The following is a 26831-nucleotide window of genomic DNA, read 5'->3' as shown; positions in this document are numbered from 1 at the left end:
ACTACGTAGCACGGTACGTTATAGTTCTTAGCATTAGTGGCAATACGCCCCGTTCGCTCGATCACGGCCGCCAAGGCCCAGCGCACAACCAAGGGTTCGAAGAAGGTGGAGCGGGCCATGCGCTCGGCAATGGAGTCTGTGGCGCTTGCCAGGCTGTCGGCGACAAACAGCGCATCGAAGCGACGGGGCTCCGGCGATCTGCGCCAATTCTTTATAGACCGCAAAATCCAGTCTTGCCTGGGCCAGCACATCTGCATGACGCCAGGCAGCAAGGTGCTGATCGACAGCCATAAGACAGGTCCCGAGCTTGTTTGGCGGGGGGGGGGAACTGAGCACGGATGACTCCATGCTCATGCTGCAAAAGGGACAACCCCAAAGCCCGCCGCAAGAGCCGGTCGATGCGCTCCGAGCTCGTCCAGGCTGCGCGGCTCACCGTGATGCGCCAAATAGCTCGGGCTGGCGCAGGTCACCTGCTGCAAATTCGCCACCCTTCGGGGCAATCAGCGAGGGCGGCCGCAGCTTCCTGGCAAGCCCGGCGGCGGCCTGGGTCAACGGACAGATTCTGCAGGCCAATGGCGGGCGGGTTTGACGCCTATGCTCGAAACACAAGCCCGTAAATCCATTCACCGGCAAGCGGTACGCCGCCTGGCCGCTCCTGCAAGGAGATGCCCATCATGCACACCACCATCATCATCACCTTCGGCCTGATCCTGCTGGCGTTGGTGCTGTTTATCGGCGAACGACTGGGCTTTGCCCGACAGACATTGAGCTATGGATTTACTGGGTTGTGGCTGGCGTTGACGGTGATCAACGGCGCGGTGGGGATGGTCACCGCCCATCAGCCCCTGAGATCGGAACTGATGGTCGGCAGCCTGGTGTTTGCCGTGCCAGTGCTGGCCCTGGTGCTCTACCTGCTGTTCACCAGGGCCTGAGCGCCTGGCTCAGCGCACCAGATGCAGGAACTGCATGTGGCGTTCGTACTGGTCGAGGATGTCGTTGATGATCTGTTCCTTGCTGTAGCCCATCAGATCGTAATCCTGACTGCCCTCGGCCAGGTGCACCTCGGCCCGGTAGTAACGGCGATTGCGCAGCTCTTTGGGGCCCATGCCACCGCGGGCGAAGGACGGGGTGAAGTAGCCGCGCATCTGCACCTGGTAGATGAACGGGTGCTGGTCGCCATGACCGATTTCCAGGCTCACGCTGTCGTTGGCCGGGTCGGGCTGGGTCACCACGTTCAGGCCCTTCTCGGCGAACACCGCGGTCACCTCTTCGATGGCCGGGCGCACCGTCTGGTCAAGGAAGCGATACACCTCATCCCGGGACGGGAAGTGCACCGCCTGGCTCAGGCGCTGGCGCCAGCCGCCCTTGCCGCGCCGCGAAGGCGCCACCGGGGCCAGGGAATGCAGCTGGGCGATGCGCCGCTGCGACTCCAGGTAGAACGCCTTGTGCAGCCCCCACATCATCAACAGCAGAATCAGCGAGAAGGGCAGCGAGGTCAGCACCACCGCCGACTTCAGCGAGTCGATGCTGCCAGCGAACAGCAACGCGCTGGTGACCAGCGCGGTCATCGCGCCCCAGAACACCCGCAGCCATTTCGGCCCGTCTTCATCGGCGTTGCCGCCACGGGCCGACAGGGTCGAGAGCACCACGGTGCCGGAGTCCGCCGAGGTGACGAAGAACACGAAGCTGATGAACACCGTGACCGCGATCACGGTCTTGCTCCAGGGGTAGGTTTCCAGCAGCAGGTAGAGGGTCATCGACGGGTTCTCGATGGCCGACAGGCCCAGGGCGCTCATGCCGTGGTTGAGCACCTGGTCGATGGCGCTGTTACCGAAAATCGACATCCACGCCAGGGTGAAGCCCAGGGGAATCAGCAGCACGCCGAAGACGAACTCACGAATGGTCCGGCCCCGGGAAATCCGTGCGATGAACAGCCCCACGAAGGGCGACCAGGCAATCCACCAGGCCCAGTAGAACACCGTCCAACCGCCCAGCCAGTCGCTGGGTTTGTTATAGGCGTAGACGTCGAAACTCTTGACCGGCAAGGCACCCAGGTAATCCCCCAGGTTCTGGATCAGGGTGTTGAGCAGGTGCTGGGTCGGACCGGCGAACAGCACGAACAGCAGCAGCGCCACCGCCAGCAGCATGTTGATGTCGGACATCACCCGCACGCCCTTGTCGACTCCGGACACCGCAACAATGATCGCTGCGCCCATCATCAGGGTGATCAGGCCAACCTGAATCCACTGGGTGTGAGCGATGCCGAACAGGTAGTCGAGGCCGGAGTTCAGGTGCAGCACACCAAAGCCCATGTCGGCACCCAGGCCGAACACCGTGGCGATGATGCCGAAGCCGTCCACCGCGTAGCCGATGGGGCCGTTGATGCGCTTGCCGATCAGCGGATACAGCGCCGAACGCAGGGCCAGCGGCAGGTTATGCCGGTAGGCGAAGTAGGCCAGGGCCATGCCGACGAAGGCGAACACCCCCCAGCCGTGCAGGCCCCAGTGCAGGAACAGCAACTGCATGCCCTGGCGCGCCGCCTCGGCAGTGCCGGCCTCGCCCTGGGGCGGTTGCAGCATGTGGGTCAGGGGTTCGGAAACGCAGAAGAAGAACAGGGTGATGCTGATCCCGGCGGCGAACAGCATGCCGGCCCAGGACAGGTAACTGAACTCGGGTTCGTCGTGGTCGGCACCGAGCTTGATCTTGCCGTAGCCGGACAAGGCGGTGACCACCACGAAGACCAGGTACAGGGTCATCGCCAGCATGTAGTACCAGCCGACCGTATTGGCCGCCCAGTTTTGCGCCGCAAGGAGCCAGGCGCCGGCCTGTTCGGGCATGGAAATCACCACCACGCCGAAGATCAGGATAAAGCTCGCGGCGAAGTAGAACACCGGAGGGTTCATGCGAATCAGAGTATTCGCGGAGCTGGATGGCGCACTCATGAACGGTGCACCTCGAAGGGATGAAACACGGCTGAAATGTACGGACTCAGCAAAGGCAAGCCTCCTGTTGTGAGCGGGCAGCGAACCACCGGTTTAACTTGAACGAGCGTTCAAGTTAAACATGGATAGGCGGTCGAGGACTAATCGCAGGGCTCAGCGGTACTGTTCAGTACGCTAGCTCAGGGAAGGGTATGACGGATGACGAACGGAATCGTTCAGCAGAAAAAACGCCGCAGGCTGTGTGTGGCGGTTGATCGTCAAGCAAGGTCCTGCGGACCTTTTCGCAGCCTCGCAGGCTCGGCAGCGGCTACAAGAGGCCGGTGCGGCGGGAGGCATGGGCGCCTCTGTAGCCGCTGCCGCAGGCTGCGAACGAGCCGCAGGCTCGCCGGCGATCTCACCACCGCCGAGGCCCCTGCGGTGCCTGCGGCAGCGGCTACAGAAGGCCAGTCCTACTTTTGCGAGCCGTCGTCGTGCTGCAGGTTGGCCTGGGTCAGGTTGCAACCGGCCGGCACGCTGCGGGTCAGCCAGACGTTGCCGCCAATGGTCGAACCCTTGCCGATGGTGATGCGCCCGAGAATGGTCGCGCCGGCATAGATCACCACGTCGTCCTCGACGATCGGGTGACGCGGGTGGCCCTTCTGCAACTGGCCGTCTTCGTCCGCCGGGAAGCGCTTGGCCCCCAGGGTCACCGCCTGGTAGATGCGCACCCGCTCGCCGATGATCGCGGTCTCGCCGATCACCACACCCGTGCCGTGATCGATGAAGAAGCTGCGGCCGATCTGCGCCCCGGGGTGAATGTCGATGCCGGTGGCCGAGTGGGCGATTTCCGAACTGATCCGCGCCAGCAGCGGCAGACCGGCGCGATACAGATGGTGCGCCAGGCGGTGGTGGATCACCGCCAGGATGCCGGGGTAGCACAGCAGCACTTCATCCACGCTGCGGGCCGCCGGATCACCGTGGTAGGCCGCGAGCACGTCGGTGTCCAGCAACACCCGCAGGCCCGGCAGGGCCAGGGCGAAGTCCTGGATCAGGCGGATCGCCTTGGCGTTGACTTCGGCATCCGCCTCGCCGTTCTGCCGCGCCACATAACGCAGCTCCAGGCGCGCCTGGGCCAGCAAGGCATTGAGCGCCGCGTCCAGGGTGTGGCCAACGTAAAAGTCTTCACTCTCTTCGCGCAAATCCACAGGCCCCAGGCGCATGGGGAACAGCGCACCGCACAGGGCTTCAAGGATCTCTGCCATGGCCGCTCGCGACGGCAGTTCGCGCCCGCCCTGCTCACCACTGACCCGACCGTTGCGGCTACGCCACTGATCACGGGCATCACGCAGTTGGCCAACGATGGTCTGCAATTGCCAATGGCTGGAACGCTCGCTCACGATAAGACTCCTTACTCGGGCGGCCGGACAATCGGGCCGCGCAAACGGCGATCACTTTACGCCCCACCAGGGCGAGGTTTAAGAACTAATTGTTCGGCTCACAGCACTTTTTCGCATAAGCGATTGACGGTTGCCCGGGCAAATATCGCTGCCTATAGTCCTTGCACCTTCCCTGTTCCGTGCGGACTCATGATCAAACAACAGCTTGCCCGCTTTAATCGTCTGGACCTGCTCGGGTCTACCACCGCCCTGGAAAAACTCGAACGCCTGTCGACCTGGATCGGGCGCGATATCTACGTCAAACGCGACGACACCACGCCTCTGGCCATGGGCGGCAACAAGCTGCGCAAGCTCGAATACCTGGCCGCCGACGCCCTGGCCCAGGGCGCCGACACCCTGATCACCGCCGGGGCCATCCAGTCCAACCACGTGCGCCAGACCGCGGCCCTGGCCGCCAAGCTGGGGCTGGGTTGCGTGGCCCTGCTGGAAAACCCCATCGGCACCGAAGACCCCAGCTACCTGGGCAACGGCAACCGCCTGCTGCTGGACCTGTTCGACGCCAAGGTCGAGTTGGTGGAGAACCTCGACCAGGCCGATGAACAGTTGCACGCCCTCGCCGCACGCCTGCGCAGCAACGGCAAGAACCCCTACCTGGTGCCCATCGGCGGCTCCAATGCCCTGGGTGCCCTGGGTTACGTGCGGGCCGGCCTGGAGCTGGCGCAACAGATCGAAGACAGCGGCCTGGAATTCGCCGCGGTGGTGCTGGCCTCCGGCAGCGCCGGCACCCACAGCGGCCTGGCCCTGGCCTTGAGCGAAGTGCTGCCACAGTTGCCAGTGATCGGCGTGACCGTCTCGCGCAGCGACGAGGATCAGCGGCCCAAGGTCCAGGGCCTGGCCGAACGCACTGCCGAACTGCTGGGGGTGAACCTGCCGGCGGCGTTCAACGTGCAACTGTGGGACGAATACTTCGCCCCTCGCTACGGCGAACCCAATGCCGGCACCCTGGCCGCGGTCAAGTTGCTGGCCAGCCAGGAAGGCCTGTTACTCGACCCGGTGTACACCGGCAAAGCCATGGCCGGCCTGCTGGACGGCGTCGGTCGCCAGCGTTTCAACGATGGCCCGATCATCTTCCTGCACACCGGTGGCGCCCCGGCCCTGTTCGCCTACCCCGGCGCCTTCGCGTAGGAAGTGAAGTCTTGTCCAGGAGCCGGCTTGCCGGCGAAGAGGCCCGCAAGCCTTGCGCCGATCTCGACGACGCCTTCGCTGGCAAGCCAGCTCCTACGAGGGAGGGGATTGCTCGTGGACAACCAAACCAAAAAGAATAACAAAGTGAATTTATATTATTTTTAAACCTATAAAAGTCACCTTATAGTCGCGCCGCAGGCTGATTTGCCCAAAGACGCATACGCTGCATTAAGGCAGGATAAGGCGTCACTCTCGGCTCACCGATTGGCCTGCATCTCCCACCCGCATCGTGCATAAGAAAACTCACAGGGGCTTGTCATGAATTTTTCCGTACTGCGTCGCAATCTGCTGATCGGCACACTGGGCCTGGCACTCGGTGCCGGACTGATGGGGCAAGCGGTTGCCGGTGAGCAACTGCAGAAAATCAAGGATGCGGGCGTGATCAACGTCGGCCTGGAAGGCACGTATCCACCGTTCAGCTTCGTCGACGAAAACGGCAAGCTGGCCGGCTTCGAAGTGGAATTCTCCGAAGCCCTGGCGAACAAGCTCGGGGTCAAGGTCAAGCTGCAGCCAACCAAGTGGGACGGCATCCTCGCGGCCCTGGAATCCAAGCGCCTGGACGCGGTGATCAACCAGGTGACCATCTCTGAAGAGCGCAAGAAAAAGTACGATTTCTCCACCCCCTACACCGTCTCCGGGATCCAGGCCCTGACCCAGAAAAAGGATGACGGCAAGTTCAAGACCGCTGCCGACCTGGGTGGCCACAAGGTCGGCGTGGGCCTGGGCACCAACTACGAGCAATGGCTCAAGGACAACGTCCCGACCGCCATCATCAAGACCTACGACGATGACCCGACCAAGTACCAGGACCTGCGCGTAGGCCGTATCGACGCCATCCTGGTGGACCGTCTGGCCGCCTTCGAGCTGATCAAGAAAACCAAGGACACCCTGGTGGTCTCCGGCGAGCCCTTCTCCCGCCAGGAAGCCGGTGTGGCCCTGCGCAAGGGCGAACCCGAGCTGCTGGCCGCGGTGAACAAGGCCATCGAGGAACTGCGGGCCGACGGCACGCTGAAAAAGCTCTCGGAAAAATACTTCAACGCTGACGTCACCCAATAATGGAAGCAGGCCTGCAACTGGCGCTGGATTCAGCGCCATTTCTCCTCAAGGGCGCGTATTACACGGTCATCCTCAGCCTCGGCGGCATGTTCTTCGGGCTGCTGCTGGGCTTTGGCCTGGCCTTGATGCGCCTGTCGCGCCTGACCCTGGTGAGCTGGATTGCCCGGGTCTACGTGTCGTTCTTTCGCGGCACGCCGCTGTTGGTGCAGCTGTTCGTGATCTATTACGGCCTGCCGCAACTGGGGCTGGAACTGGATCCGTTGCCCGCCGCGCTGATCGGCTTCTCCCTGAACATGGCGGCCTACGCCTGTGAAATCCTCCGGGCCGCCATCGGCTCCATCGAGCGCGGTCAATGGGAAGCCGCCGCCAGCATCGGCATGACCCGGGCCCAGACCCTGCGCCGGGCGATCCTGCCGCAAGCCATGCGCACGGCCCTGCCGCCGCTGGGCAACAGCTTCATTTCCCTGGTCAAGGACACCGCCCTGGCCGCCACTATCCAGGTGCCGGAACTGTTCCGCCAGGCGCAGCTGATCACCGCCCGTACCTTCGAAATCTTCACCATGTATCTTGCCGCCGCGCTGATCTACTGGGTTCTGGCCAGCGTGCTCGCGCACCTGCAGAACCGCCTGGAGCAGCGGGTCAATCGGCACGACCAGGAGTCCTGAAGCCATGATCGTGGTGGAAAAACTGACCAAGCAGTTCAAGGGCCAGACGGTGCTCGATGGCATCGATCTGCAGGTCAAGGAAGGCGAAGTGATTGCCATCATCGGCCCCAGTGGCTCGGGCAAGACCACCTTCCTGCGCTGCCTGAACTTTCTTGAAGAACCGACCAGCGGACGCATCCGCATCGGCGACATCGCCATCGACAGCAACATCCCCCTGAACCAGCAACAAAGCCGGATCCGCCAGTTGCGCCAGCAAGTGGGTTTCGTGTTCCAGAACTTCAACCTGTTCCCCCACCGCACCGCCCTGGAGAACGTCATCGAAGGCCCGCTGGTGGTGAAGAAGACCCCACGGGAACAGGCTGTTGCCCTGGGTCGTGCGCTGCTGGCCAAGGTCGGCCTGGCGGGCAAGGAAGACAGCTACCCCAGGCGCCTGTCCGGTGGCCAGCAGCAACGGGTGGCGATCGCCCGGGCCCTGGCCATGGAACCGCGAGTGATCCTGTTCGACGAGCCGACCTCGGCCCTGGACCCGGAACTGGTGGGCGAAGTCCTGGCCACCATCCGCAGCCTGGCCGAAGAGAAACGCACCATGATCATCGTCACCCACGAAATGGGCTTCGCCCGGGACGTGGCCAACCGGGTGATCTTCTTCGACAAGGGGGTGATCGTCGAACAGGGCGAAGCCAAGGCGCTGTTCGCCAACCCCCAGCACGAGCGCACCCGCCAGTTCCTCAGCAAGTTTCTCCACCCCGGCACATGAAGCTTGAAACTCCCCTAGCCGGCTGCCCGCTCCCCTTCCAGGCCATGGAGGCCTGATGCTGGCGCCGCAGAAAATCCATAACCTGCTCCGGCTCTCGCCCCAGGCGCGGTGTGACTACCTGATTCGCAAGGTGGCGGATTTCCAGGTCATCTGGGGGCTGTTCGCTGACGGCTGGGCCACCGCCGGCTCCGCCCAGGCCAGCGCCATCGCCTTCTGGCCAGAGGCGGAGTTCGCCGCCTGGTGCGCCCACGGCCCATGGCACGGCTTTGAACCCAAGCCCATTGAGCTGGGCCATTTCCTCTCCCACTGGCTGCCTGGCATGCAGCGCGACGCCAGGCTCTGCCTGGTGTTTGCGGATGCGGACGGACAAGGCCTGTTGCTGCCCCCCGAGTCACTGCTGCAATCGCTCACCCACGAGCTGGATCAGTACCAGTAACGCCTGCGGCGGCGCCTGAACGCTCAGCGCCGATCGCCTCACTTCGCGTGCTTGCATCCCCCTGCCCGTGTTCTTTTGCACCGACGAAAAATGCTCGCCGGCGTCTGCCGCACACCGCGCCAGCCCGCAGCCACTGGGCCGCAACCGGCCATCCTGCCGTATACGTAAAGCCCTTCTATTAATATTCCTAAAAGTTAGTTTATTTAATTTTTATACGCGCTTAGGGTATATGCACCGGACCACCGGACATTCTTGATTCTGATTTCGCCGCATGACGCGGCCTATCCAAAAGATGTGAGGTAGGTATGGTTCGGAACACAATCACCCCAGTGCAGATCGCCAGGGCATTGCGTGCAGCCAAGGAGTGGCGCTGATGTCCAGTCTGGTTGAAGCACAGGTCCAGAGCGATCTGGATATTGCCCCCCTTTTGTTGCCCGCACGGGTTCTGCGCAACGACGCCGAAGCCCTGCAAGCCGCCCATGAACTGGCCGACGCGGCCCGCCAGCAGGCCGCCCAACGCGACCGCCAGCGCAAGCTGCCCTGGGCGCAGATCGAACAATTCACCCGCAGCGGCCTGGGCAGTATTTCCATCCCCCGCGCCTACGGCGGGCCACAGGTGTCCTTCGTCACCCTGGCCGAAGTCTTCGCGATTATTTCCGCGGCCGATCCGGCCCTGGGGCAGATCCCGCAGAACCAGTTCGGCCTCCTCGGCCTGATTCTCGGCTGCGGCAGCGAGCGGCAGAAGAAACAGCTGCTGCAGAGCGTCCTGGAAGGCTGGCGCATCGGCAATGCCGGCCCGGAGCGCGGCACCAAGAACACCCTGGAACTCAAGGCGCGGATCACCAAAGACGCCGACGGCCATGTGATCAATGGCCAGAAGTTCTACTCCACCGGCGCCCTGTTCGCCCACTGGGTAGCGGTCAAGGCACTCAACGAGGAAGGCCGCCAGGTGCTGGCCTTCGTCCGCCGTGGCACCCCAGGCTTGCGCATCGTCGACGACTGGTCCGGCTTTGGCCAACGCACCACCGCCAGCGGCACCATCCTGCTCAACGATGTGCGGGTCGAGTCCGAGCTGGTGCTGGACAACTGGCGGATCAACGAATCGCCGAATATCCAGGGCGCGGTGTCGCAACTGATCCAGGCCGCCATCGATGCCGGCATCGCCCGGGAAGCCGTGGCCGACGCTATCCGCTTTGTGCGTGAACGGGCCCGCCCGTGGATCGACGCCAACGTCGAGCGCGCCAGCGACGACCTGTACGTGATCGCCGAGATCGGCAAGCTGCAGATCGAACTCCACGCCGCCGAGGCCCTGCTGCGCAAGGCCGGCCAGGTGCTGGACCAGGTCAGCGCGGCGCCGATCACCGCCGAGTCCGCCGCCCGCGCTTCCATCGCCGTGGCCGAAGCCAAGGTGCTGACCACCGAGATCTCGCTGCTGGCCAGCGAAAAGCTCTTCGAGCTGGCTGGCAGCCGCGCCACCCTCGCCGAATTCAACCTCGATCGTCACTGGCGCAATGCCCGGGTGCACACCCTGCACGACCCGGTGCGCTGGAAGTACCACGCCGTCGGCGCCTACCACCTGAACGGCACGCTGCCGGCCCGGCATTCCTGGATTTAACCGCCCAGAACGCTTTTGACCAGATCTCTGGAGAAACACATGTCTCTTGCTCAACACGTTGCGGTCATCACCAGCGACGAACAAGCCCTGATTGTCGCCAGCGACCTGGCGGAAGATTTCAAACGCGACAGCGCCCTGCGCGACCGTGAACGGCGCCTGCCCCATCCCGAGCTGGAAGCCTTCAGCCGCTCCGGCCTGTGGGGCATCAGCGTGCCCAAGGAATACGGCGGCGCTGGGGTGTCCAACGTCACCCTGGCCAAGGTCATCGCCCTGATCGCCGAGGCCGACGCCTCCCTGGGGCAGATCCCGCAGAACCATTTCTACGCCCTGGAAGTGCTGCGGGTGAACGGCAGCGAGCCGCAGAAGCAGCGGTTGTACGCCGAAGTCCTGGCCGGCCGCCGCTTCGGCAACGCCCTGGCCGAGCTGGGCACCAAGACCGCCCACGACCGCACCACCCGCCTGAGCCGCGACAGCAGCGGCCAGGGGTACCGCATCGACGGGCGCAAGTTCTACGCCACCGGCGCCATCTACGCCCAGCGCATCCCCACCTCGGTGGTGGATGAGCACGGCGTGCAGCAACTGGCCTTCGTCCCCGCCGACGCCCAGGGCCTGAGCGTGATCGACGACTGGAGCGGCTTCGGCCAGCGCACCACCGGCAGCGGCTCGGTGCTGTTTGAAAACGTTGCGGTGGACGAGGCCGACGTGGTGCCGTTCCAGAGCGCCTTCGAACGCCCGACCCCGGTCGGTCCCCTGGCGCAGATCCTCCACGCCGCCATCGACACCGGCATCGCCCGCGCCGCCTACCAAGACGCCCTGCGCTTCGTGCGCACCAAGACCCGGCCCTGGATCGACTCCGGCACCGACAAGGCCACCGACGACCCGCTGACCCTCAAGAGCTTCGGCCAGCTGAGCATCCGCCTGCACGCCACCGAAGCCCTGCTGGAGCGCGCTGGGGAGTTCCTCGACCGGGCCCAGGCCGAGACCAACGCCGACACCGTGGCCGCCGCCTCCATCGCCGTGGCCGAGGTCCGCGCCCTGAGCACGGAAATCTCCCTGGCCGCCGGCAGCACCCTGTTCGAACTGGCAGGCAGCCAGGCGACCCTGGCCGAGCACGGCCTGGACCGCCACTGGCGCAACGCCCGGGTGCACACCCTGCACGACCCGGTGCGCTGGAAGTACCACGCGGTGGGCAACTACTACCTCAACCAGCAGAACCCGCCACTGCGGGGGACCATCTGATGGCCGCTGCCGAAACCGCCAAGAAGAAGATCCTGCTCAACGCCTTCAACATGAACTGCGTCGGGCACATCAACCACGGTCTGTGGACCCACCCGCGGGACAACTCGACCCAGTACAAGACCCTCGAGTACTGGACCGAACTGGCCCAGCTGCTGGAGCGCGGGCTGTTCGACGGGCTGTTCATCGCCGACATCGTCGGGGTCTACGACGTCTACCAGAACTCGGTGGACGTGACCCTCAAGGAGTCGATCCAACTGCCGGTCAACGACCCGCTGCTGCTGGTTTCGGCCATGGCGGCAGTGACCAAGAACCTGGGCTTCGGCCTCACCGCCAACCTCACCTACGAGGCGCCCTACCTGTTCGCCCGGCGCCTTTCCACCCTCGACCACCTGAGCCGTGGCCGGGTCGGCTGGAACATCGTCACCGGCTACCTGGACAGCGCCGCCCAGGCCATGGGCCTGAAGCAGCAGATCGAGCACGACCGTCGCTACGACCAGGCCGATGAGTACCTGGAGGTGCTGTACAAGCTCTGGGAAGGCAGCTGGGACGACGACGCGGTGCTTGATGACCGCGAGCAGCGCATCTATGCCCAGCCGGACAAAGTGCACAAGGTCGAGCACCAGGGCGAGTTCTATCAGGTCAGCGGTTATCACCTGTGCGAGCCCTCGCCGCAGCGCACCCCGGTGCTGTTCCAGGCCGGCAGCTCGGACCGCGGCCTGCTGTTCGCCGGGCGCCACGCCGAGTGCGTGTTCATCAGTGGGCAGAACAAGGCCGCGACCAGGGCCCAGGTGGACAAGGTCCGCGCCAGCGCCGTGGCCGCCGGGCGCAATCCCGAGGACATCAAGGTGTTCATGGGCCTCAACGTGATCGTCGGCCAGACCGAGGAACTGGCCTGGCAGAAGCACGCCGAGTACCGCCGCTATGCCAGCGCCGAGGCCGGGGTGGCGCATTTTTCCGCGTCCACCGCGATCGACTTTTCCCAATACGAGATCGACGAACCTATCCAGTACGTGAAGAGCAACGCCATCCAGTCGGCCACCAAGCACCTGCAGAACAACGACTGGACCCGGCGCAAACTGCTGGAGCAGCACGCCCTGGGCGGCCGCTACTTCACCGTGGTCGGCTCACCGCAGCAGGTGGCCGACGAGCTGGAATCCTGGATCGCCGAAACCGGCCTGGACGGCTTCAACCTGACCCGCATCGTCACCCCGGAAAGCTACGTCGACTTCATCGATCTGGTGATCCCCGAACTGCAACGCCGTGGCTCCTACAAGACCGCCTACGACGACGGCACCCTGCGGGAAAAACTGTTCCACGAAGGCCGCAAACTGCCGCAACGACACACCGGCGCGGCCTACCGCCGCTGACCACCCTGTGACGAGGGAGCCTGCTCCCGCTGGCTTGCGCAGCAAGCCCAAACCCGGACGACGCGGTATGCCTGCAACACCGTGGCGCCTGGGTCCAGGGCCGCGATGCGGCCCAGCGGGAGCAAGCGCCCTCGCCACAGACAGCGGTCTTCGCCACACCCAAACGCAATTGTTCAACCTCCTCATTCGGATTGACTGGAAGTAACCACCATGAAAACCACGCTCCTGCGCCACCCGGTCAAAGCCCTGGCCCTCGCCCTCGGTCTGTTCAGCAGCGCCGTGTTCGCCGCCGACGCACCGCTCAAGGTCGGCACCACCGCCGCCTTCGCCATTCCCCTGGAGGCCGCCGTGGAAGAGGCCGGCAAGCAGGGCCTGAAGGTGCAGCTGGTGGAGTTCACCGACTGGATCGCGCCCAACGTCAGCCTGGCCGCCGGCGACATCGACGTGAACTACTTCCAGCACATCCCCTTCCTGGAAAACGCCAAGGCCGCCGCCGGTTTCGATCTGGTGCCCTTCGCCCCGGGCATCATCAACAACGTCGGCCTGTACTCGAAGAAATACACAAGCTTCGCCGAGCTGCCCGAAGGCGCCAGCGTGGCCATCGCCAACGACCCGATCAACAGCGGACGCGGCCTGCAACTGCTGGCCAAGGCCGGGCTGATCACCCTCAAGCCGGGCGTGGGCTACAAGGCCACCGAAGACGACATCGTCAGCAACCCGAAGCAGATCAAGATCCTCCAGGTCGAAGCCGTGCAACTGGTGCGCGCCTATGACGACGCCGACCTGGTCCAGGGCTACCCGGCCTACATCCGTCTGGCCAAGACCTTCGACGCCGGCTCGGCGCTGCTGTTCGACGGCCTGGACCACAAGGAATACGTGATCCAGTTCGTGATCCAGCCCAAGAGCAAGAACGACCCGCGGCTGATCAAGTTCGTCGATATCTACCAACACTCGCCAGCCGTTCGGGCCGCCCTGGATAAAGCCCACGGCAAGCTCTACCAAGCCGGCTGGGAAGGTTGAGATGAGTGTCGCGACGCTGCAGCGCAAGCTGCCGGAAACTGCGCCAAAGAGCGCCGAGCAGACCGAGCTGCACCCCGAGCTGAACCGCGCCCAGGTGCGCTTCATCGGCCTGGGCAAGACCTACCAGGGCCAGCAGGGCCCGGTGCAGGCCCTGCACGGCATCGACCTTTCGATCCAGCGCGGCGAGGTGTTCGGCATCATCGGCCGCAGCGGCGCCGGCAAATCGTCGCTGATCCGCACCATCAACCGCCTGGAGCAACCCAGCAGCGGCCGGGTGCTGATCGATCAGGTGGACATCGGCGATTTCGACGAAGACCGCCTGGTGGCCCTGCGCCGACGCATCGGCATGATCTTCCAGCACTTCAACCTGATGTCGGCCAAGACCGTGTGGCACAACGTCGAGCTGCCGCTGAAGGTGGCCGGGGTGCCCAAGGCCGAGCGCCAGCGCAAGGTCCGCGAACTGCTGGAACTGGTGGGCCTCAAGGACAAGCACCAGGCCTACCCGGCGCAACTGTCCGGCGGCCAGAAGCAGCGGGTGGGCATCGCCCGGGCCCTGGTCCACGATCCCGAGATCCTGCTGTGCGACGAAGCCACTTCGGCCCTGGACCCGGAAACCACCCAGTCGATCCTCGCCCTGCTCAAAGAGATCAACCAGCGCCTGGGCCTGACCATCATCCTCATCACCCACGAGATGGCGGTGATCCGCGAGATCTGCGACCGGGTGGTGGTGCTGGAGCACGGGCGCATCGTCGAGCAGGGGCCGGTCTGGGAAGTCTTCGGCAACCCGCAACACGAGGTCAGCAAGACCCTGCTGGCGCCCTTGCAGCACGGCCTGCCGCCCGAGCTGCAAAGCCGCCTGCGCAGTCATGCGCAATCGTCCGAGGCCGCCGTGGTGCTGAGCCTGCGCTTTACCGGCAGCCAGACTGAGGAGCCGGACCTGGCGGCGCTGTTCGGCGCCCTGGGCGGCCGCGTGCGCCTGCTGCAAGGTGGCGTCGAACGCATCCAGGGCCACGCCCTGGGGCAACTGCTGCTGGCCGTCCAGGGCTCGCCCCTGGGGGCGGCGGAACTGCACCAGCGCGCCGGGCAATGGGCACAGCAAGTGGAGGTACTGGGCTATGTGGTTTGATCGCTTGTTGCAGGGCATTCTCGACACCCTGCTGATGGTCGGCGTGTCCTCGCTGATCGCCCTGCTGGCGGGGATTCCCCTGGCGGTGATCCTGGTCACCAGCGGCAAGGGCGGGATCTACGAGGCGCCGCACCTGAACCGGGCCCTGGGGGCTTTCGTGAACCTGTTCCGCTCGATCCCGTTCCTGATCCTGATGGTGGCGCTGATCCCCTTTACCCGGCTGATCGTCGGCACCACCTACGGCGTGTGGGCGGCGGTGGTGCCGCTGACCATCGCCGCCACGCCGTTCTTTGCGCGCATCGCCGAAGTGAGCCTGCGGGAAGTCGATCACGGCCTGATCGAAGCGGCCCAGGCCATGGGCTGCCGACGCTGGCACATTGTCTGGCACGTGCTGCTGCCGGAAGCGCTGCCGGGCATCGTCGGCGGTTTCACCATCACCCTGGTGACCATGATCAACTCCTCGGCCATGGCCGGGGCGATTGGCGCGGGCGGGCTGGGGGACATTGCCTACCGCTACGGTTACCAGCGTTTCGACAGCCAGATCATGCTCACGGTGATCGTGCTGCTGGTGATCCTGGTGGCGGCGATCCAGCTGGGCGGCGACCGACTGGCGCGGGTGCTGAACAAGCGCTAGTGGCACCCCGTGTAGCCGCTGCCGCAGGCTGCGACAAGGTCCGCTGGACCTTGCGAGGCCCTCAAGAGCGGCGTCTCCTGCGGAGCCGTTCGCAGCCTGCGGCAGCGGCTACAGGGTGCATGGGGTATATTCGGGCCATTCCTCTTCACGCCATGCAGCCCGCCATGAAACTTGCTCCAGACGACCTAGACACCATCACCGCCACCACCCTCGGCCACTACCAGCAGGTGGCCGAAGACTTTCGTGAAGGCACCCGCGACCACGACGTCAGCCAGAACATCGACGCGCTGCTGCGGCATATCCAGGGCCCGACGCCCTTCACCGTGCTGGACTTCGGCTGTGGTCCGGGGCGCGATCTGCAGACCTTCGCCCGCCTGGGCCATATCGCCATCGGCCTCGACGGCTGTGAGCGCTTTGCCCAGATGGCCCGGGACGACAGCGGCTGCGAGGTCTGGCAGCAGGACTTTCTCAAGCTTGACCTACCCGCGGAGCGCTTCGACGGCATCTTCGCCAACGCGGTGCTGTTTCACATTCCCCGCCAGGAACTGCCGCGGGTGCTCAAGCAACTGCATGCGAGCCTCAAGGACGGTGGCGTGCTGTTCAGCTCCAACCCGCGCGGCGACAACCAGGAAGGCTGGAACGGCCCGCGCTACGGTGCCTACCACGACCTCGCAAGCTGGCAGGCGTTGCTGACCGAGGCAGGCTTTGTCGAGCTGGAGCATTACTACCGCCCCGCCGGTCTGCCCCGGGAACAGCAACCCTGGCTGGCCAGCGTCTGGCGCAAAGCCTGAGCCCCCCGCCACACTTCCCCCATAGAAGCCGGCTTGCCGGCGAAGGCGGTCCCGGATCAGGCGCCCGCCTCCCGGGCCCCTTCGCTGGCAAGCCAGCGCCTAAATGGCCGTGGGATGCCTACGCCATTCGCAATACCGCCAACCTCGGAGGAGCCGGCTTGCCGGCGAAGGCGGTCCCAGATCAGGCGCCCGCCTCTCGGGCCTCTTCGCTGGCAAGCCAGCTCCTACAGGGCTGTGGGGCCAGGGGTGTCTTTGCTGGGCTCCTTGATTTTGTACCAGGCCACGTACAGCGCCGGGAGGAACAGCAAGGTCAGCAAGGTGGCAACGATGATGCCGCCAATCATGGCGTAGGCCATCGGCCCCCAGAACACTTCCCGGGCAATCGGGATCATCCCCAGGCTGGCCGCGGCGGCGGTCAGCAGGATAGGTCGACGCCGATGGTGGGTGGCTTCCAGTACCGCGTCCCAGGGGTGATAACCCTCGCGCTCGTATTCGTCGATCTGGGTCACCAGGATCACCGAGTTGCGGATGATGATGCCGATCAGCGCAAGAATCCCGAGGATCGCCACAAAGCCCATGGGCGTGCCGGTGGGCACCAGGGCCAGGACCACGCCAATCAGCCCCAGGGGCGCGACGCTGGCCACCAGGAACAGCTTCTGCACGCTGTGCAACTGGATCATCAGGAAGGTCGCCATGAGGAACAGCATCAGCGGCACCACCTTGGCAATCGGACCCTGGGCCTTGCTGCTTTCCTCCACGGTGCCGCCGGTGGCCACCGAGTAGCCGGCAGGCAACTGCGCGGCAAACTGGTCGATGTCCGGCTGCAATTGCTTGACCAGGTCGGTGGGCTGGATCGCGTCGCGCACCGCCGCCTTGATGGTGATGGTGGGTTTGCGGTCGCGGCGCCACACCAGCGGCTGCTCCAGTTCGTAGCCCACCGTGGCGAAGGCCAGCAGCGGAATCGAGGTGCCATTGGGGGTGACGATCTGCAGGTTCTGCAGGGTTTCCGGTGAGTCGCGCTCACTGTCGTCGGCGCGGCCGACCACGTTGATCAGGTAGATGTCGTCATGCACCTGGGTCACGGTGGAACCGCTGACGATGCTGTTCATCAGCCGCGCCACATCTTCCGAGGACAGCCCCAGTTGCCGCGCCTTGTCCTGGGCGATGTCGATGCGCAGCACTTTGCCGGGCTCGTTCCAGTCGTAGATGATCTCGCCGATGTGCGGGTTCCGGTCCAGTTCGGTGGCCAGGTCGATGGCGTGCTTGCGCACCTGGTCGATGTCCTTGCCGCTGACCCGGTACTGGATCGGCCGTCCCACCGGCGGGCCCATTTCCAGGGCCTGCACATAGCTGCCGATGCCGACGAAGTCTTCGCGCAGGCGCTTGCGCAAACGCTCGGTCAGGGCCGTGCGCTGCTCCAGGCCCTTGCTGACGATCACCAGCTGGGCGTAGTACGGATTCTGCAGTTGCTGGTCCAGGGGCAGGTAGAAACGGATCGCGCCTTCGCCGATGTAAGTGCTCCAGCGCTCAATGTCCGGGTCGTCCTTGAGGGTCGCTTCCAACCGATCCACGGCCATGCGGGTCTCGTCGATCGAGGCGTTCTGCGGCAGGTTGAGGTCCACCAGGATCTCCGGCCGGTCGGAAGACGGAAAGAACTGGTTCTGCACAAAACGCATGCCGAACACCGACGCGGCAAACAGCAGCACGGTGATGCCAATCGCCCACCAGCGGTTGCGCATGGCCCACAGCAGGCCGCCATTGAAGGCGCGACCGACGCGCCCCGGCTCCTCGGAGTGGGGTTTGACGTTGGTGCTGAGGATGTGGATGCCGATCACCGGGGCAAACAGCACCGCGACGATCCACGACACCAGCATGGCCACGGCGATCACCGCGAACAGGGTGAAGGTGTACTCACCAGCGGAGCTGGCGTTGAGGCCAATGGGCACGAAGCCGGCCACGGTCACCAGGGTCCCGGTGAGCATCGGGAAGGCGGTGGAGGTGTAGGCAAAGGTCGCCGCCTGCTCCTTGCTCTCGCCCTTCTCCAGGCGCGTGACCATCATTTCCACGGTGATCATGGCGTCGTCCACCAGCAGCCCCAGGGCGATGATCAAGGCCCCCAGGGAGATCCGCTGCATGGTGATGCCGCTGTACTCCATGAACACGAAGACCATGGCCAGCACCAGCGGAATCGAGCAGGCCACCACCAGCCCGGCGCGCATCCCAAGGCTGATGAAGCTCACCACCAGGACGATGATCACCGCCTCGAACAAGGCGCTGGTGAAACCGCCCACCGCCTCCTGCACCACCTCGGCCTGATCCGAGACCTTGTGCACGCCGATGCCGATCGGCAGGTCGGCGGTCAGCTCATTCATGCGCGCATGCAGGGCCTTGCCGAATTCCTGGATGTTGCCGCCCTTCTTCATGGCAATGGCCAGGCCGATGGCCGGCTGGCCGTTGAAACGGAACAGCGGTGTGGCAGGGTCGACGTAGCCGCGACTGATGTCGGCGATGTCGGCCAGGCGATAGAAGCGGTCGTTGAGGCGCAGGTTGACCGTGGCCAGGTCCTTCTCCGAGGCGAACTGCCCCGAGGTGCGCACCGAGATCCGCTCCGGCCCGGCCTCGATCACCCCGGCCGGGGTCACCGCGTTCTGCGCTTGCAGGCTTTGCAGGACCTGGCGCTGGTCGATGCCCAGGGCCGCCAGCTTGCGCGTGGAGAAGTTGAGGTAGATGACTTCGTCCTGCTCACCGACCATCTCCACCTTGCCCAGGTTCGGCACTTCGCGGATCTCGGCGCGCACCTGCTCCACGTAGTCACGCAGTTGGCGCATGCTCAGGCCGTCGGCGGTGAAGGCGTAGATCGAACCGAACACATCGCCGAACTCATCGTTGAAACCCGGGCCCTGCAAGCCCTGGGGGAAATCGCCGCGGATGTCGTTGATCTTCTTGCGCACCTGATACCAGATCTCGGGAATGTCCTTGGCACTGGTGGTGTCGCGCAGGTTGACGAACACCGTCGACTCGCCGGGGCGGGTATAGCTTTTCACGTAGTCGAGCGAGTCCAGCTCTTCGAGTTTTTTCTCGATGCGGTCGGTGACCTGCTTCAGGGTTTCTTCCTGGGTCGCGCCGGGCCAGCGAGTCTGGATGACCATGGTCTTGATGGTGAAGGACGGGTCTTCCTCACGCCCCAGGTTCAGGTAGGAAAACACCCCCATCAGCAGCGCAACAAACATCAGGTACCAGACGAAGGACTGATGCTTGATCGCCCACTCGGACAGGTTGAAGCTCCCTTTGCTGTCAGGCGTCATTGTGCGCGGCCCTCATCGACTTTGACTTTCTGCCCCGGCTTGAGGCTGTTGACCCCGGCGCTGACGATACGCTCGCCGGGCTTGACCCCCTGGCTGATCAGCGCCGAATCGCTGTCGCGGCTGAGCACTTTGATCTCCCGGGGGGCGACGGTCTGGCTCTGCGGGTCGATGACCCAGATCCGGGTCTGGCCATCCACCTCTTGCAGGGCCGTCAGGGGCAACTCGGTGCGCGGTTCGATGGCCGAGCTCAGGGTCACGCTGATGGCGGTGCCCAGGCGAAAGGCCTCGGGAGTGTCCTTGAGGGTCAGGCGGGCGCGACGGGTACGGGTCGCGCTCTGGGCCTGGGGCTCGATCTCGCGCACGGTGGCCGTGGTGCTGATGCTCGGGTCGAGCTGGGCCGCGACCTTGAACTCCACGTCCGCCGGCAGTTGATCCACCAGGGTCGCCGGCAGGTCGATCACCGCTTCCTTGATCTGCGGCCGGGCCAGGGTCACCACTTGCTGGCCGGCGGTCACCACCTGCCCGGCTTCAGCGTTCCAGGCGGTGACCACGCCGCCGTGATCGCTGCGCAGTTGGCTGTAGTTGAGCTGGTCCTGGGCCTGGCGCACGGCCGCCTTGGCCTGAGCCAGGGAAGCGCCGGTGGTCTTCAAGTCGGTCTGGGCAATGTCCAGTTGCGCCTGGGCGCCGACGCCACGGTCGAACAGCTCCTGCTGGCGCCGGGCATTGGCCTGGGCGTTGATCCACTGCGCCTCGACCTTGGCCAGGTCGCCCTGGGCGGCCCGCAGTTGGTTCTGCTGGTCGGTGGGATCGAGGGTCGCCAGCAAGTCCCCGGGCCCCACTTCGGCACCGACATCCACATTGCGGCTGGCAATCCGCCCCGGCACCCGAAAGCCCAGGTTGGTTTCAAAACGGGCCTGGATGTTGCCGGCAAAGCGCCCGAGGCTTTCCTCCGATTGCGGCGCCACCTGGATCGACAGCACCGGACGCACCGGCTCCGGCGCCGGTTCTTCCTTGGAGCAGCCCAGCAGCAAGAGGCTGGCCCATAACAACGGCAGCAGGCGCTTCATGGTTGTGCTCCCTGTTCCTTGGTCGGCCCGGCAATCTCGACCAACATCCCCGGGTGCAACAACTGCCCCCCGGCCACCACCACGTTCTCGCCGCCCTTGAGGCCGTCGCTGATGATCACCTGGCCGGTCAGGTAACGCCCGACCTTGACGCTGTGCAGCACGGTCTTGCCGTCCTCGCCCACCAGCCACACCGCCGGTTCGCTGAGGTTCTTGGTCAAGGCCGACCAAGGCAGCACCACCGTGGCCTTGCCGTGGGCGCGGGCGGTGGCACTGACCACCGAGCCCAGGTCCATGCCCGCCGGCAGCGAATCGAGCACCACCTTGACCTGCACCGTACCGCTCTGGGCCGAGACCACCGGGGTCACCTCGCGGACCTTGCCGGTGGTGGTCACCTTGGGGTTGTCCAGCAGGCTGACGTGGATGGTTTCCTGGCCCGGCGGCTGCATCAGCAGCGATTCGTAGACGTTGAACACCGCGTCGCGCTCGCCGTCCCGAGCCAGGCTGAAGATCGGCATGGTGGCCTGCACCACCTGGCCCACCTCGGCCTGACGCGCGGTGATCACCCCCGGCGCCTCGGCCACCAGTTCGGTGTAGCTCAACTGCTCGCGGGCATTGGCCAACTGTGCCTGGGCCGCGCTCAAGGCGCTCTGGCTACTGCGCAGGGCGGCCTGGGCCGAATCGTATTCGCTCTGGCTGGTGTAGCCCTTGGGCAGGAGCTTCTGCTGGCGGACGAAGGCTGCGCTGGCCTGCTTGACCCGCGCCTGTTCGGCAAACACCGCGGCAGCGGCGGAATCGACGTTGGTCTGCAAGTCCTTGGGGTCGAGCCGGGCCAGTACCTGCTGGGCGGAAACCCGGTCGCCGACATCCACCAGACGCTGGATGATCTTGCCGCCAACGCGGAACGACAACTCGGTCTGCACCCGAGCCTGGACGTCACCGGTGAGGGTCACCGACGGGGCAAAATCGCTGCTCTGCACTTGCTGGATACGCACCCGCGGGCGTTCCTTCTCGGTCGGCTTTTCCGCTCCGCAGCCGCCGAGCAGCGCCAGCAGGCTCAGCCCCACTATCCACCTCGATTTGAGACCAGCCATGCAGGCTCCTTGTGCTTGATCGTCGCGCCAGTGACGTTACGACTGTGAGCTTAGAACAGGGTTCAACCCTTGCACGCAGGTCTCATAAGCAGGGCTTTCGTAGCGAGGGCGCCCGCTCCCGCTCGGCCGACCGACGCCCCTGGGCGCCGTAGTCGCCAGCCTTGCAGCGCCCCCTGTCCGGGCAAACACAGCAGCGGTTTCGGAGCCGGTGGCGAGCAAGCTCCCGCTCTACAAATCAGGCACACTGCGCACCACGCAACAGGAGACCCGGCATGCTCAAGACCCTGGCGGTGGCCAATTACCGCTCCATCAACAAACTGGTGATGCCCCTCGGCCGACTGAACCTGATCACCGGCGCCAATGGCAGCGGCAAGTCCAATCTGTACCGGGCCCTGCGCCTGCTGGCAGAGACCGCCCAGGGCGGCGTGGTCAATGCCCTGGCCAAGGAAGGCGGGTTGGACTCGACCTTCTGGGCCGGGCCGGGAAACCTCAGCCGACGCATGCGCAACGGCGAGGTGCCGATCGAGGCCAGCGTGCGCTCTTCCAGCAAGCGCCTGCGCCTGGGCTTTGCCGGAGAAGACTTCAGCTACGCCATTGCCCTGGGTCTGCCGGAGCCCAGTCACTCGGTGTTTGCCCTGGACCCGCAGATCAAGAAGGAATGCATCTGGTCCGGGCCGCTCTATCGCCCCGCCAGTCTGCTGGTGGACCGTGCCGGCCCGTTGATCCGCGCGCGCCAGGGCCGCAGCTGGGATGTGCTGGCCCAACACACGCCGGACTTCGACAGCCTGTTCGATCAAGTGGGCAGCCTGCGCGGCTCGCCGGAAGTGCTGCAGATGCGCGAGTTCATTCGTCGCTGGCGTTTCTACGATCACTTTCGCAGCGACAGCGAAGCCCCGGTGCGCCAGCCGCAACTGGGCACCCGCACGCCGGTGCTGCATCACGATGGCCGCGACCTGGCGGCGGCGTTGCAGACCATTCGCGAGATCGGCGACCCCGAGGCGCTGCAGGCGGCCATCAGCGACGCCTTCCCCGGCGCGCGGCTGAACATCGCCCCGCTGCAGGGTGGACGCTTCGCCATCGAGTTCTATCAGGAGGGGTTGTTGCGACCGCTGTCGGCGGCGGAACTGTCGGACGGCACCTTGCGCTACCTGTTGCTGGTAGCGGCCTTGCTGACCCCGCGTCCGCCGAGCCTGATGGTGCTCAACGAACCGGAGACCAGCCTGCACCCGGACCTGTTGCCGGCCCTGGCGCGCCTGATCATCAGGGCCTCAGAGCAGTGCCAGGTGTGGGTGGTGTCCCACGCCCGGCGCCTGATCGCGGCCTTGCAGGAAGACCCCGAGTGCAACTGCATCGTGCTGGAGAAAGAGCTGGGCCAGACCGGCATCGTCGGCCAGCGCATGCTCGACGAACCGGCCTGGTACTGGCCCGACTGAAAATCGCGCCTCCCACACCCTGTAGCCGCTGCCGAAGGCTGCGATAAGGTCCGCAGGACCTTGCGAGGCCCTCAAGAGCGGCGTCTGCTTCGGAGCCGTTCGCAGCCTTCGGCAGCGGCTACACCGTGGATTCAGGACCCGGTTTCAGCAGCCGCCAGCACGCCTCAGCCCTGCCATTTGCCGCCTTCGACAATCACGCTCTCAGGCGGGGTGTCGTCGCTCAGCTCTTTGCGCACGTACTGGTCATACAGCTTGAGCAGGTACTTTTCTTCGCCCAGCTTGGCCAGCTCGGCATTCACCCAGTCCCGCAGTTCGAGGTTGCCCTTCTTCACCGCCGGGGCAATCGGTGCCTGCTCGCCCAGGGTCTGGGGCAATACGCGGTAGCCCGGGTTCTGCTTGGACCAGCTGAACAGAATCAGGTTGTCCTGGGCGTAGGCGTCGCCACGGCCATTGGCCAGGGCTTGCAGGGACTCGGTGTTCTTCTCGAACTTGAGCAGTTTCCAGTCCGGGTGGTTCTGGGTCAGCCAGATGTCTGCGGTGGTGCCGGTGGTGACGATGGTGGTGCGGCTTGCCAGGTCATCCAGGCTCTTCACCGGGCTGCCTTCGGGCACCAGGGCCTGCACCGCCACCTTGAGGTTGGGGTTGGTGAATTCCACCGCTTGCTTGCGCTCCGGGGTCACGGTCATGTTGGCCAGGATCAGGTCGACCTTGTCGCTCTGCAGGAAGGGAATGCGGCTGGCCGGTTCCACGGCGACGAACTCCACCTTGTTCTCGTCCCCCAACAGGTCCTTGGCGAACTGGCGGCCGATGTCGGTATCGAAGCCCACATAGCGCCCGGTTTCATCGACGAAACCGAACGGCGGCTTGTCGGTGAACACGCCGACGATCAGCTTGTCCCGAGCCTTGATCTTGTCCAGGTAACCGGCCGCCGGCGCGGCGCTGGCAGCGGTGGCCGCAGGCTTGGGTGCATCATTGGATTTATCGCAGCCGGCCAGCAGGGCCAGACCGAACAGCGGCAGTAACAACAGCGAAGACTTGGCAGTTTTCATAAGAGCTCCAGTTCCTTTTTAGGGGCTTTCTTGGGCAGTGCTTCAACGAACGAGAACTTCTCCAGGAACTGCTGCGCGCGTGCGCTCTGCGGGTTGGTGAAGAAAGCCTCGGGGGTGTTCTGTTCCACGATGCGCCCGCCATCCATGAACACGATGCGGTCGGCCACGGCCCGGGCGAAGGCCATTTCATGGGTGACGATCAACAGGGTCATGCCGTCCCGGGCCAGGCCCTGGATCACCTGCAGCACTTCCTTGACCATCTCCGGATCAAGGGCCGCGGTGACCTCATCGAACAGCATCACCTGGGGGTTCATGCACAACGAGCGGACGATGGCGATGCGTTGCTGCTGGCCGCCGGACAGCTGCCGGGGAAAGGCCTCGCGCTTGTCCAAGAGGCCCACCCGCTCCAGCAACGCTTCGGCCTGGGCCCGAGCTTCGCGAGGCTCGCGCCTTTGCACCTTGAGCGGCCCGAGGAGGAGGTTGTCCAGCACGTTCATGTGGGGGAACAGGTGATAGCTCTGGAACACCATGCCGATCTGCTGGCGCACCTGACGCCAGTCGGTGTCGGGGCTGAGCAGCTCGCGCCCGGCGAAACGCAGATGGCCGCTGTGGGCGCTTTCCAGGCCGTTGAGGCAACGCAGCAGAGTGCTCTTGCCGCAGCCGCTGGGGCCGAGGATGACGATCACCTCCCCCGCCGCCACGCGCAGGTCGACCTCCTTGAGCACCTGCTGCGGGCCGAAGAACTTGTTGAAACCCTGGAACTCGATCAATGCGCTCATGCTTGCGTCCAGCGCCGCTCCAGCACGCGGGAGGCGGCCGACAGCGGGTAGCAGATAAAGAAGAAAAACAGGAACAGGACGCCATAGATCAGCACCGATTCGTAGGTGCGCTCGATGATCTGCTGGCCGACCTTGATCACGTCCACCACGCCGATCAGCACCGCCAGGGAGCTGGTCTTGATGATTCGCGTATAGACGTTGATGGTCGGCGGCGTCATGCGCTTCAGCGCCTGGGGCAGCAAGACGTAGCCGTATAGCTGGGCACCGGAGAGGCCGATGGACAAGCCCGCTTCACGCTGGCCCCGGGGCAGGGATTGCAGGGCCCCGCGCACCACCTCGCCGACTTCGCTGGCGCCCCACAGCGACAGCACCAGCACCGCGCAGGTGAAGCTGGGAATGCTGAGGCCGAAGAAGATCGGAAAGCCGAAGAACAGCAGGTACAACCAGACCAGCACCGGGATCGCCCGGAACAGCTCCAGGTAGATTCGCAACGGTACATCCAGCACTTTGCGTTGCAGGCTGCGCAGCACGCCGTAGAGCACCCCGCCCAGGGTGCTGAAGGCAATGCTCAACAGCGAAATCGACAAAGTCTGCGCAGCGCCCCGGGCCAGTTGCGGCAAGGACACCAGCAACAGCTCAAGACCCGAACTGGCCATGTTGCAACCTCCTTTCCAGACGGCTGAGCAACAGCGACAGCGGCAAGAACAACAGCACGCAGATCAGCGTCAGCACCGCGAGCATTTCGTAGGTCTTGTAGTACAGGGCGATGTAGCTCTTGGTGGTGTAGAGAATCTCCGGCACCGCCACCGCCGAAACCACGGTGGTTTCCTTGAGCAGGAAAATGAAATTGGCGAACAGCGACGGCAGGCTGAGGATCCCGGCCTGGGGCAGGATCACGTAGCGCAGCAACTGCCACTGCGACAGGCCTATGGAGCGCCCCGATTCCAGCTGCGCCTGGGGCACGGCTTCGACCCCGGCGCGCAGCACTTCGGTGAGGTAGGCGCCGCCGAGAAAGGTCATGGTGATGATCGCCGCGGCAAAACCCGAGACCTTGATCCCCAGGGCCGGCAAGGCGAAGTAGACGAAGAACAGCTGGATCAGCAGCGGTGTGTTGCGCGCCAGTTCCACGTACAGGCCGATCAGGCGGTGCAGATAAGGGGTGCGAAACACCAGGACAGTGGCGTTGATCAGGGCTACCAGCAGCGAGGTGCCGATGGCGATCAGGCCGACCTGCAGGGTCACTCCCACGGCTTTGAGAAAGGCCGGCAGGGTGCTGAGGATAAACGCGTAATCGAGGGTCATGAATCATCCTGAACGCCGCTGGGGTACAGCGACGGTGGTGCAGTCCGTGGGGCAGTGGATAACCGCCCGGCTGCCGCGACTTTATAGCTATAAAAAGCAGAATTTAAATACCGTTAGAGCATATTGATATCACCCAAAAACCTAACCCGCGGATTTGCCGGGCTGGCGCCGGGCTACTACCTTTTCAACCGGGTCGAACGGAGCTTTCGCGCCCGCACCTCCACTGGACGCTACCCCCCTCAAGGACGACCACCATGGCCGATACAAAGCCCCCGCAACCCCTGCCCCCCCATGAACTGATGAAGTGGCTGACGGCGTTGCGCCGCGCCACCCAAGCCACCGCCAAAAGCGCTCCACTTGTGTAAGAGCTGGCTTGTGTAGGAGCTGGCTTGCCAGCGAAGGCGCCCTTCAGGTTCGTACCCGGCCTGAGGAGCTCTTCGCCGGCAAACGCAACGCCGCCCGGCCGGCTCCTGCGGCTTTTGCGGACGCAATAAAAAACGCCGACGCTGTGATAGCCGTCGGCGTTCAAACCTTGA

Annotated in this window: 23 protein-coding genes and 1 pseudogene; 14 read left to right on the top strand and 10 right to left on the bottom strand. The window is 64.7% G+C overall.

Annotation, left to right across the window (positions count from 1 at the left end):
* Window positions 1–395: 395 nt before the first annotated feature.
* A pseudogene (locus tag ACMGF8_RS06275) lies at window positions 396–494 on the bottom strand (LysR family transcriptional regulator); the annotation flags it as partial.
* A 180-nt stretch (window positions 495–674) separates the two neighbouring features.
* Between ACMGF8_RS06275 and ACMGF8_RS06270 the strand changes: the two are divergent.
* A complete protein-coding gene (locus tag ACMGF8_RS06270; RefSeq protein ID WP_102862638.1) occupies window positions 675–932 on the top strand; it encodes a hypothetical protein in 258 nt (85 codons plus the stop codon).
* A 9-nt stretch (window positions 933–941) separates the two neighbouring features.
* On the opposite strand, the gene betT is transcribed toward ACMGF8_RS06270, so the two are convergent.
* Together betT and epsC are read right to left on the bottom strand one after the other, a co-directional pair.
* On the bottom strand, window positions 942–2903 hold the full coding sequence (betT, locus tag ACMGF8_RS06265; RefSeq protein WP_162884165.1) for a choline transporter BetT: 1962 nt from the start codon (window positions 2901–2903) through the stop codon (window positions 942–944).
* A gap of 488 nt (window positions 2904–3391) precedes the next feature.
* The gene (epsC, locus tag ACMGF8_RS06260) at window positions 3392–4318 is read right to left on the bottom strand and encodes a serine O-acetyltransferase EpsC (protein WP_102862636.1); all 927 of its coding nucleotides are present in this window, start codon (window positions 4316–4318) and stop codon (window positions 3392–3394) included.
* A gap of 189 nt (window positions 4319–4507) precedes the next feature.
* On the opposite strand from epsC, the gene ACMGF8_RS06255 reads away from it, so the two are divergent.
* From ACMGF8_RS06255 to ACMGF8_RS06200, 12 genes are all read left to right on the top strand, one after another.
* On the top strand, window positions 4508–5503 hold the full coding sequence (locus tag ACMGF8_RS06255; RefSeq protein WP_115581370.1) for a D-cysteine desulfhydrase: 996 nt from the start codon (window positions 4508–4510) through the stop codon (window positions 5501–5503).
* Window positions 5504–5821: 318 nt separating this feature from the next.
* Window positions 5822–6619 carry a cystine ABC transporter substrate-binding protein gene (gene tcyJ / locus ACMGF8_RS06250; protein ID WP_102882197.1) on the top strand — a complete coding sequence of 266 codons (798 nt, stop codon included), beginning with the start codon at window positions 5822–5824 and terminating at the stop codon, window positions 6617–6619.
* On the top strand, window positions 6619–7284 hold the full coding sequence (gene tcyL, locus ACMGF8_RS06245) for a cystine ABC transporter permease (protein WP_060837016.1): 666 nt from the start codon (window positions 6619–6621) through the stop codon (window positions 7282–7284). Before tcyJ ends, tcyL begins: the two co-directional genes overlap by 1 nt.
* Before the next feature lie 4 nt (window positions 7285–7288).
* Window positions 7289–8041 carry an L-cystine ABC transporter ATP-binding protein TcyN gene (tcyN, locus tag ACMGF8_RS06240; RefSeq protein WP_060837015.1) on the top strand — a complete coding sequence of 251 codons (753 nt, stop codon included), beginning with the start codon at window positions 7289–7291 and terminating at the stop codon, window positions 8039–8041.
* 55 nt (window positions 8042–8096) lie between these two features.
* On the top strand, window positions 8097–8477 hold the full coding sequence (locus ACMGF8_RS06235; protein ID WP_414159101.1) for a DUF2750 domain-containing protein: 381 nt from the start codon (window positions 8097–8099) through the stop codon (window positions 8475–8477).
* A gap of 373 nt (window positions 8478–8850) precedes the next feature.
* Entirely contained in the window at window positions 8851–10092 is a 1242-nt protein-coding gene (locus ACMGF8_RS06230; protein WP_416759036.1) for an SfnB family sulfur acquisition oxidoreductase, read from the top strand.
* Between the two features lie 39 nt (window positions 10093–10131).
* The gene (locus tag ACMGF8_RS06225; protein WP_115581368.1) at window positions 10132–11331 is read left to right on the top strand and encodes an SfnB family sulfur acquisition oxidoreductase; all 1200 of its coding nucleotides are present in this window, start codon (window positions 10132–10134) and stop codon (window positions 11329–11331) included.
* Window positions 11331–12698, top strand: a complete 1368-nt coding sequence (locus ACMGF8_RS06220) for an LLM class flavin-dependent oxidoreductase (RefSeq protein WP_416759034.1) — start codon at window positions 11331–11333, stop codon at window positions 12696–12698. Before ACMGF8_RS06225 ends, ACMGF8_RS06220 begins: the two co-directional genes overlap by 1 nt.
* A gap of 210 nt (window positions 12699–12908) precedes the next feature.
* Entirely contained in the window at window positions 12909–13718 is an 810-nt protein-coding gene (locus tag ACMGF8_RS06215; RefSeq protein WP_207166896.1) for a MetQ/NlpA family ABC transporter substrate-binding protein, read from the top strand.
* A 1-nt stretch (window position 13719) separates the two neighbouring features.
* The gene (locus tag ACMGF8_RS06210; protein WP_416759031.1) at window positions 13720–14844 is read left to right on the top strand and encodes a methionine ABC transporter ATP-binding protein; all 1125 of its coding nucleotides are present in this window, start codon (window positions 13720–13722) and stop codon (window positions 14842–14844) included.
* Window positions 14834–15478, top strand: a complete 645-nt coding sequence (locus ACMGF8_RS06205) for a methionine ABC transporter permease (RefSeq protein WP_207815610.1) — start codon at window positions 14834–14836, stop codon at window positions 15476–15478. The genes ACMGF8_RS06210 and ACMGF8_RS06205 overlap by 11 nt, the downstream gene beginning before the upstream one ends.
* A gap of 164 nt (window positions 15479–15642) precedes the next feature.
* Window positions 15643–16269, top strand: coding sequence for a class I SAM-dependent methyltransferase (locus ACMGF8_RS06200; RefSeq protein ID WP_416759029.1), 627 nt, complete (start codon window positions 15643–15645; stop codon window positions 16267–16269).
* A gap of 224 nt (window positions 16270–16493) precedes the next feature.
* Here the strand turns inward: ACMGF8_RS06200 and ACMGF8_RS06195 are convergent, their stop codons facing one another.
* From ACMGF8_RS06195 to ACMGF8_RS06185, 3 genes are read right to left on the bottom strand one after another with little or no spacing between them, the layout of a single operon-like run.
* The gene (locus ACMGF8_RS06195; RefSeq protein ID WP_102862625.1) at window positions 16494–19574 is read right to left on the bottom strand and encodes an efflux RND transporter permease subunit; all 3081 of its coding nucleotides are present in this window, start codon (window positions 19572–19574) and stop codon (window positions 16494–16496) included.
* Window positions 19571–20641 (bottom strand): efflux RND transporter periplasmic adaptor subunit, encoded by a 1071-nt coding sequence (locus ACMGF8_RS06190; RefSeq protein WP_102862624.1) that lies wholly within the window; start codon window positions 20639–20641, stop codon window positions 19571–19573. The genes ACMGF8_RS06195 and ACMGF8_RS06190 overlap by 4 nt, the downstream gene beginning before the upstream one ends.
* Window positions 20638–21732: an efflux RND transporter periplasmic adaptor subunit gene (locus ACMGF8_RS06185; protein WP_102882724.1), complete on the bottom strand. Its 1095-nt coding sequence runs from the start codon at window positions 21730–21732 to the stop codon at window positions 20638–20640. Before ACMGF8_RS06185 ends, ACMGF8_RS06190 begins: the two co-directional genes overlap by 4 nt.
* A gap of 272 nt (window positions 21733–22004) precedes the next feature.
* Here ACMGF8_RS06185 and ACMGF8_RS06180 point away from each other — a divergent pair, with 272 nt between their 5' ends.
* Entirely contained in the window at window positions 22005–23165 is a 1161-nt protein-coding gene (locus ACMGF8_RS06180; RefSeq protein ID WP_207166892.1) for an AAA family ATPase, read from the top strand.
* A 164-nt stretch (window positions 23166–23329) separates the two neighbouring features.
* On the opposite strand, the gene ACMGF8_RS06175 is transcribed toward ACMGF8_RS06180, so the two are convergent.
* From ACMGF8_RS06175 to ACMGF8_RS06160, 4 genes are read right to left on the bottom strand one after another with little or no spacing between them, the layout of a single operon-like run.
* On the bottom strand, window positions 23330–24214 hold the full coding sequence (locus tag ACMGF8_RS06175) for a transporter substrate-binding domain-containing protein (RefSeq protein ID WP_060837002.1): 885 nt from the start codon (window positions 24212–24214) through the stop codon (window positions 23330–23332).
* Entirely contained in the window at window positions 24211–24993 is a 783-nt protein-coding gene (locus ACMGF8_RS06170) for an amino acid ABC transporter ATP-binding protein (RefSeq protein ID WP_416759025.1), read from the bottom strand. Before ACMGF8_RS06170 ends, ACMGF8_RS06175 begins: the two co-directional genes overlap by 4 nt.
* On the bottom strand, window positions 24990–25649 hold the full coding sequence (locus ACMGF8_RS06165; RefSeq protein ID WP_011058612.1) for an amino acid ABC transporter permease: 660 nt from the start codon (window positions 25647–25649) through the stop codon (window positions 24990–24992). Before ACMGF8_RS06165 ends, ACMGF8_RS06170 begins: the two co-directional genes overlap by 4 nt.
* Window positions 25630–26295: an amino acid ABC transporter permease gene (locus tag ACMGF8_RS06160; protein ID WP_102862620.1), complete on the bottom strand. Its 666-nt coding sequence runs from the start codon at window positions 26293–26295 to the stop codon at window positions 25630–25632. The genes ACMGF8_RS06165 and ACMGF8_RS06160 overlap by 20 nt, the downstream gene beginning before the upstream one ends.
* Window positions 26296–26831 lie beyond the last annotated feature (536 nt).

The sequence above is a fragment of the Pseudomonas sp. BNK-7 genome, from assembly GCF_048072025.1.
Lineage (GTDB): Bacteria > Pseudomonadota > Gammaproteobacteria > Pseudomonadales > Pseudomonadaceae > Aquipseudomonas > Aquipseudomonas danubii.
This window is presented reverse-complemented; position numbering and strand designations above follow the sequence as displayed.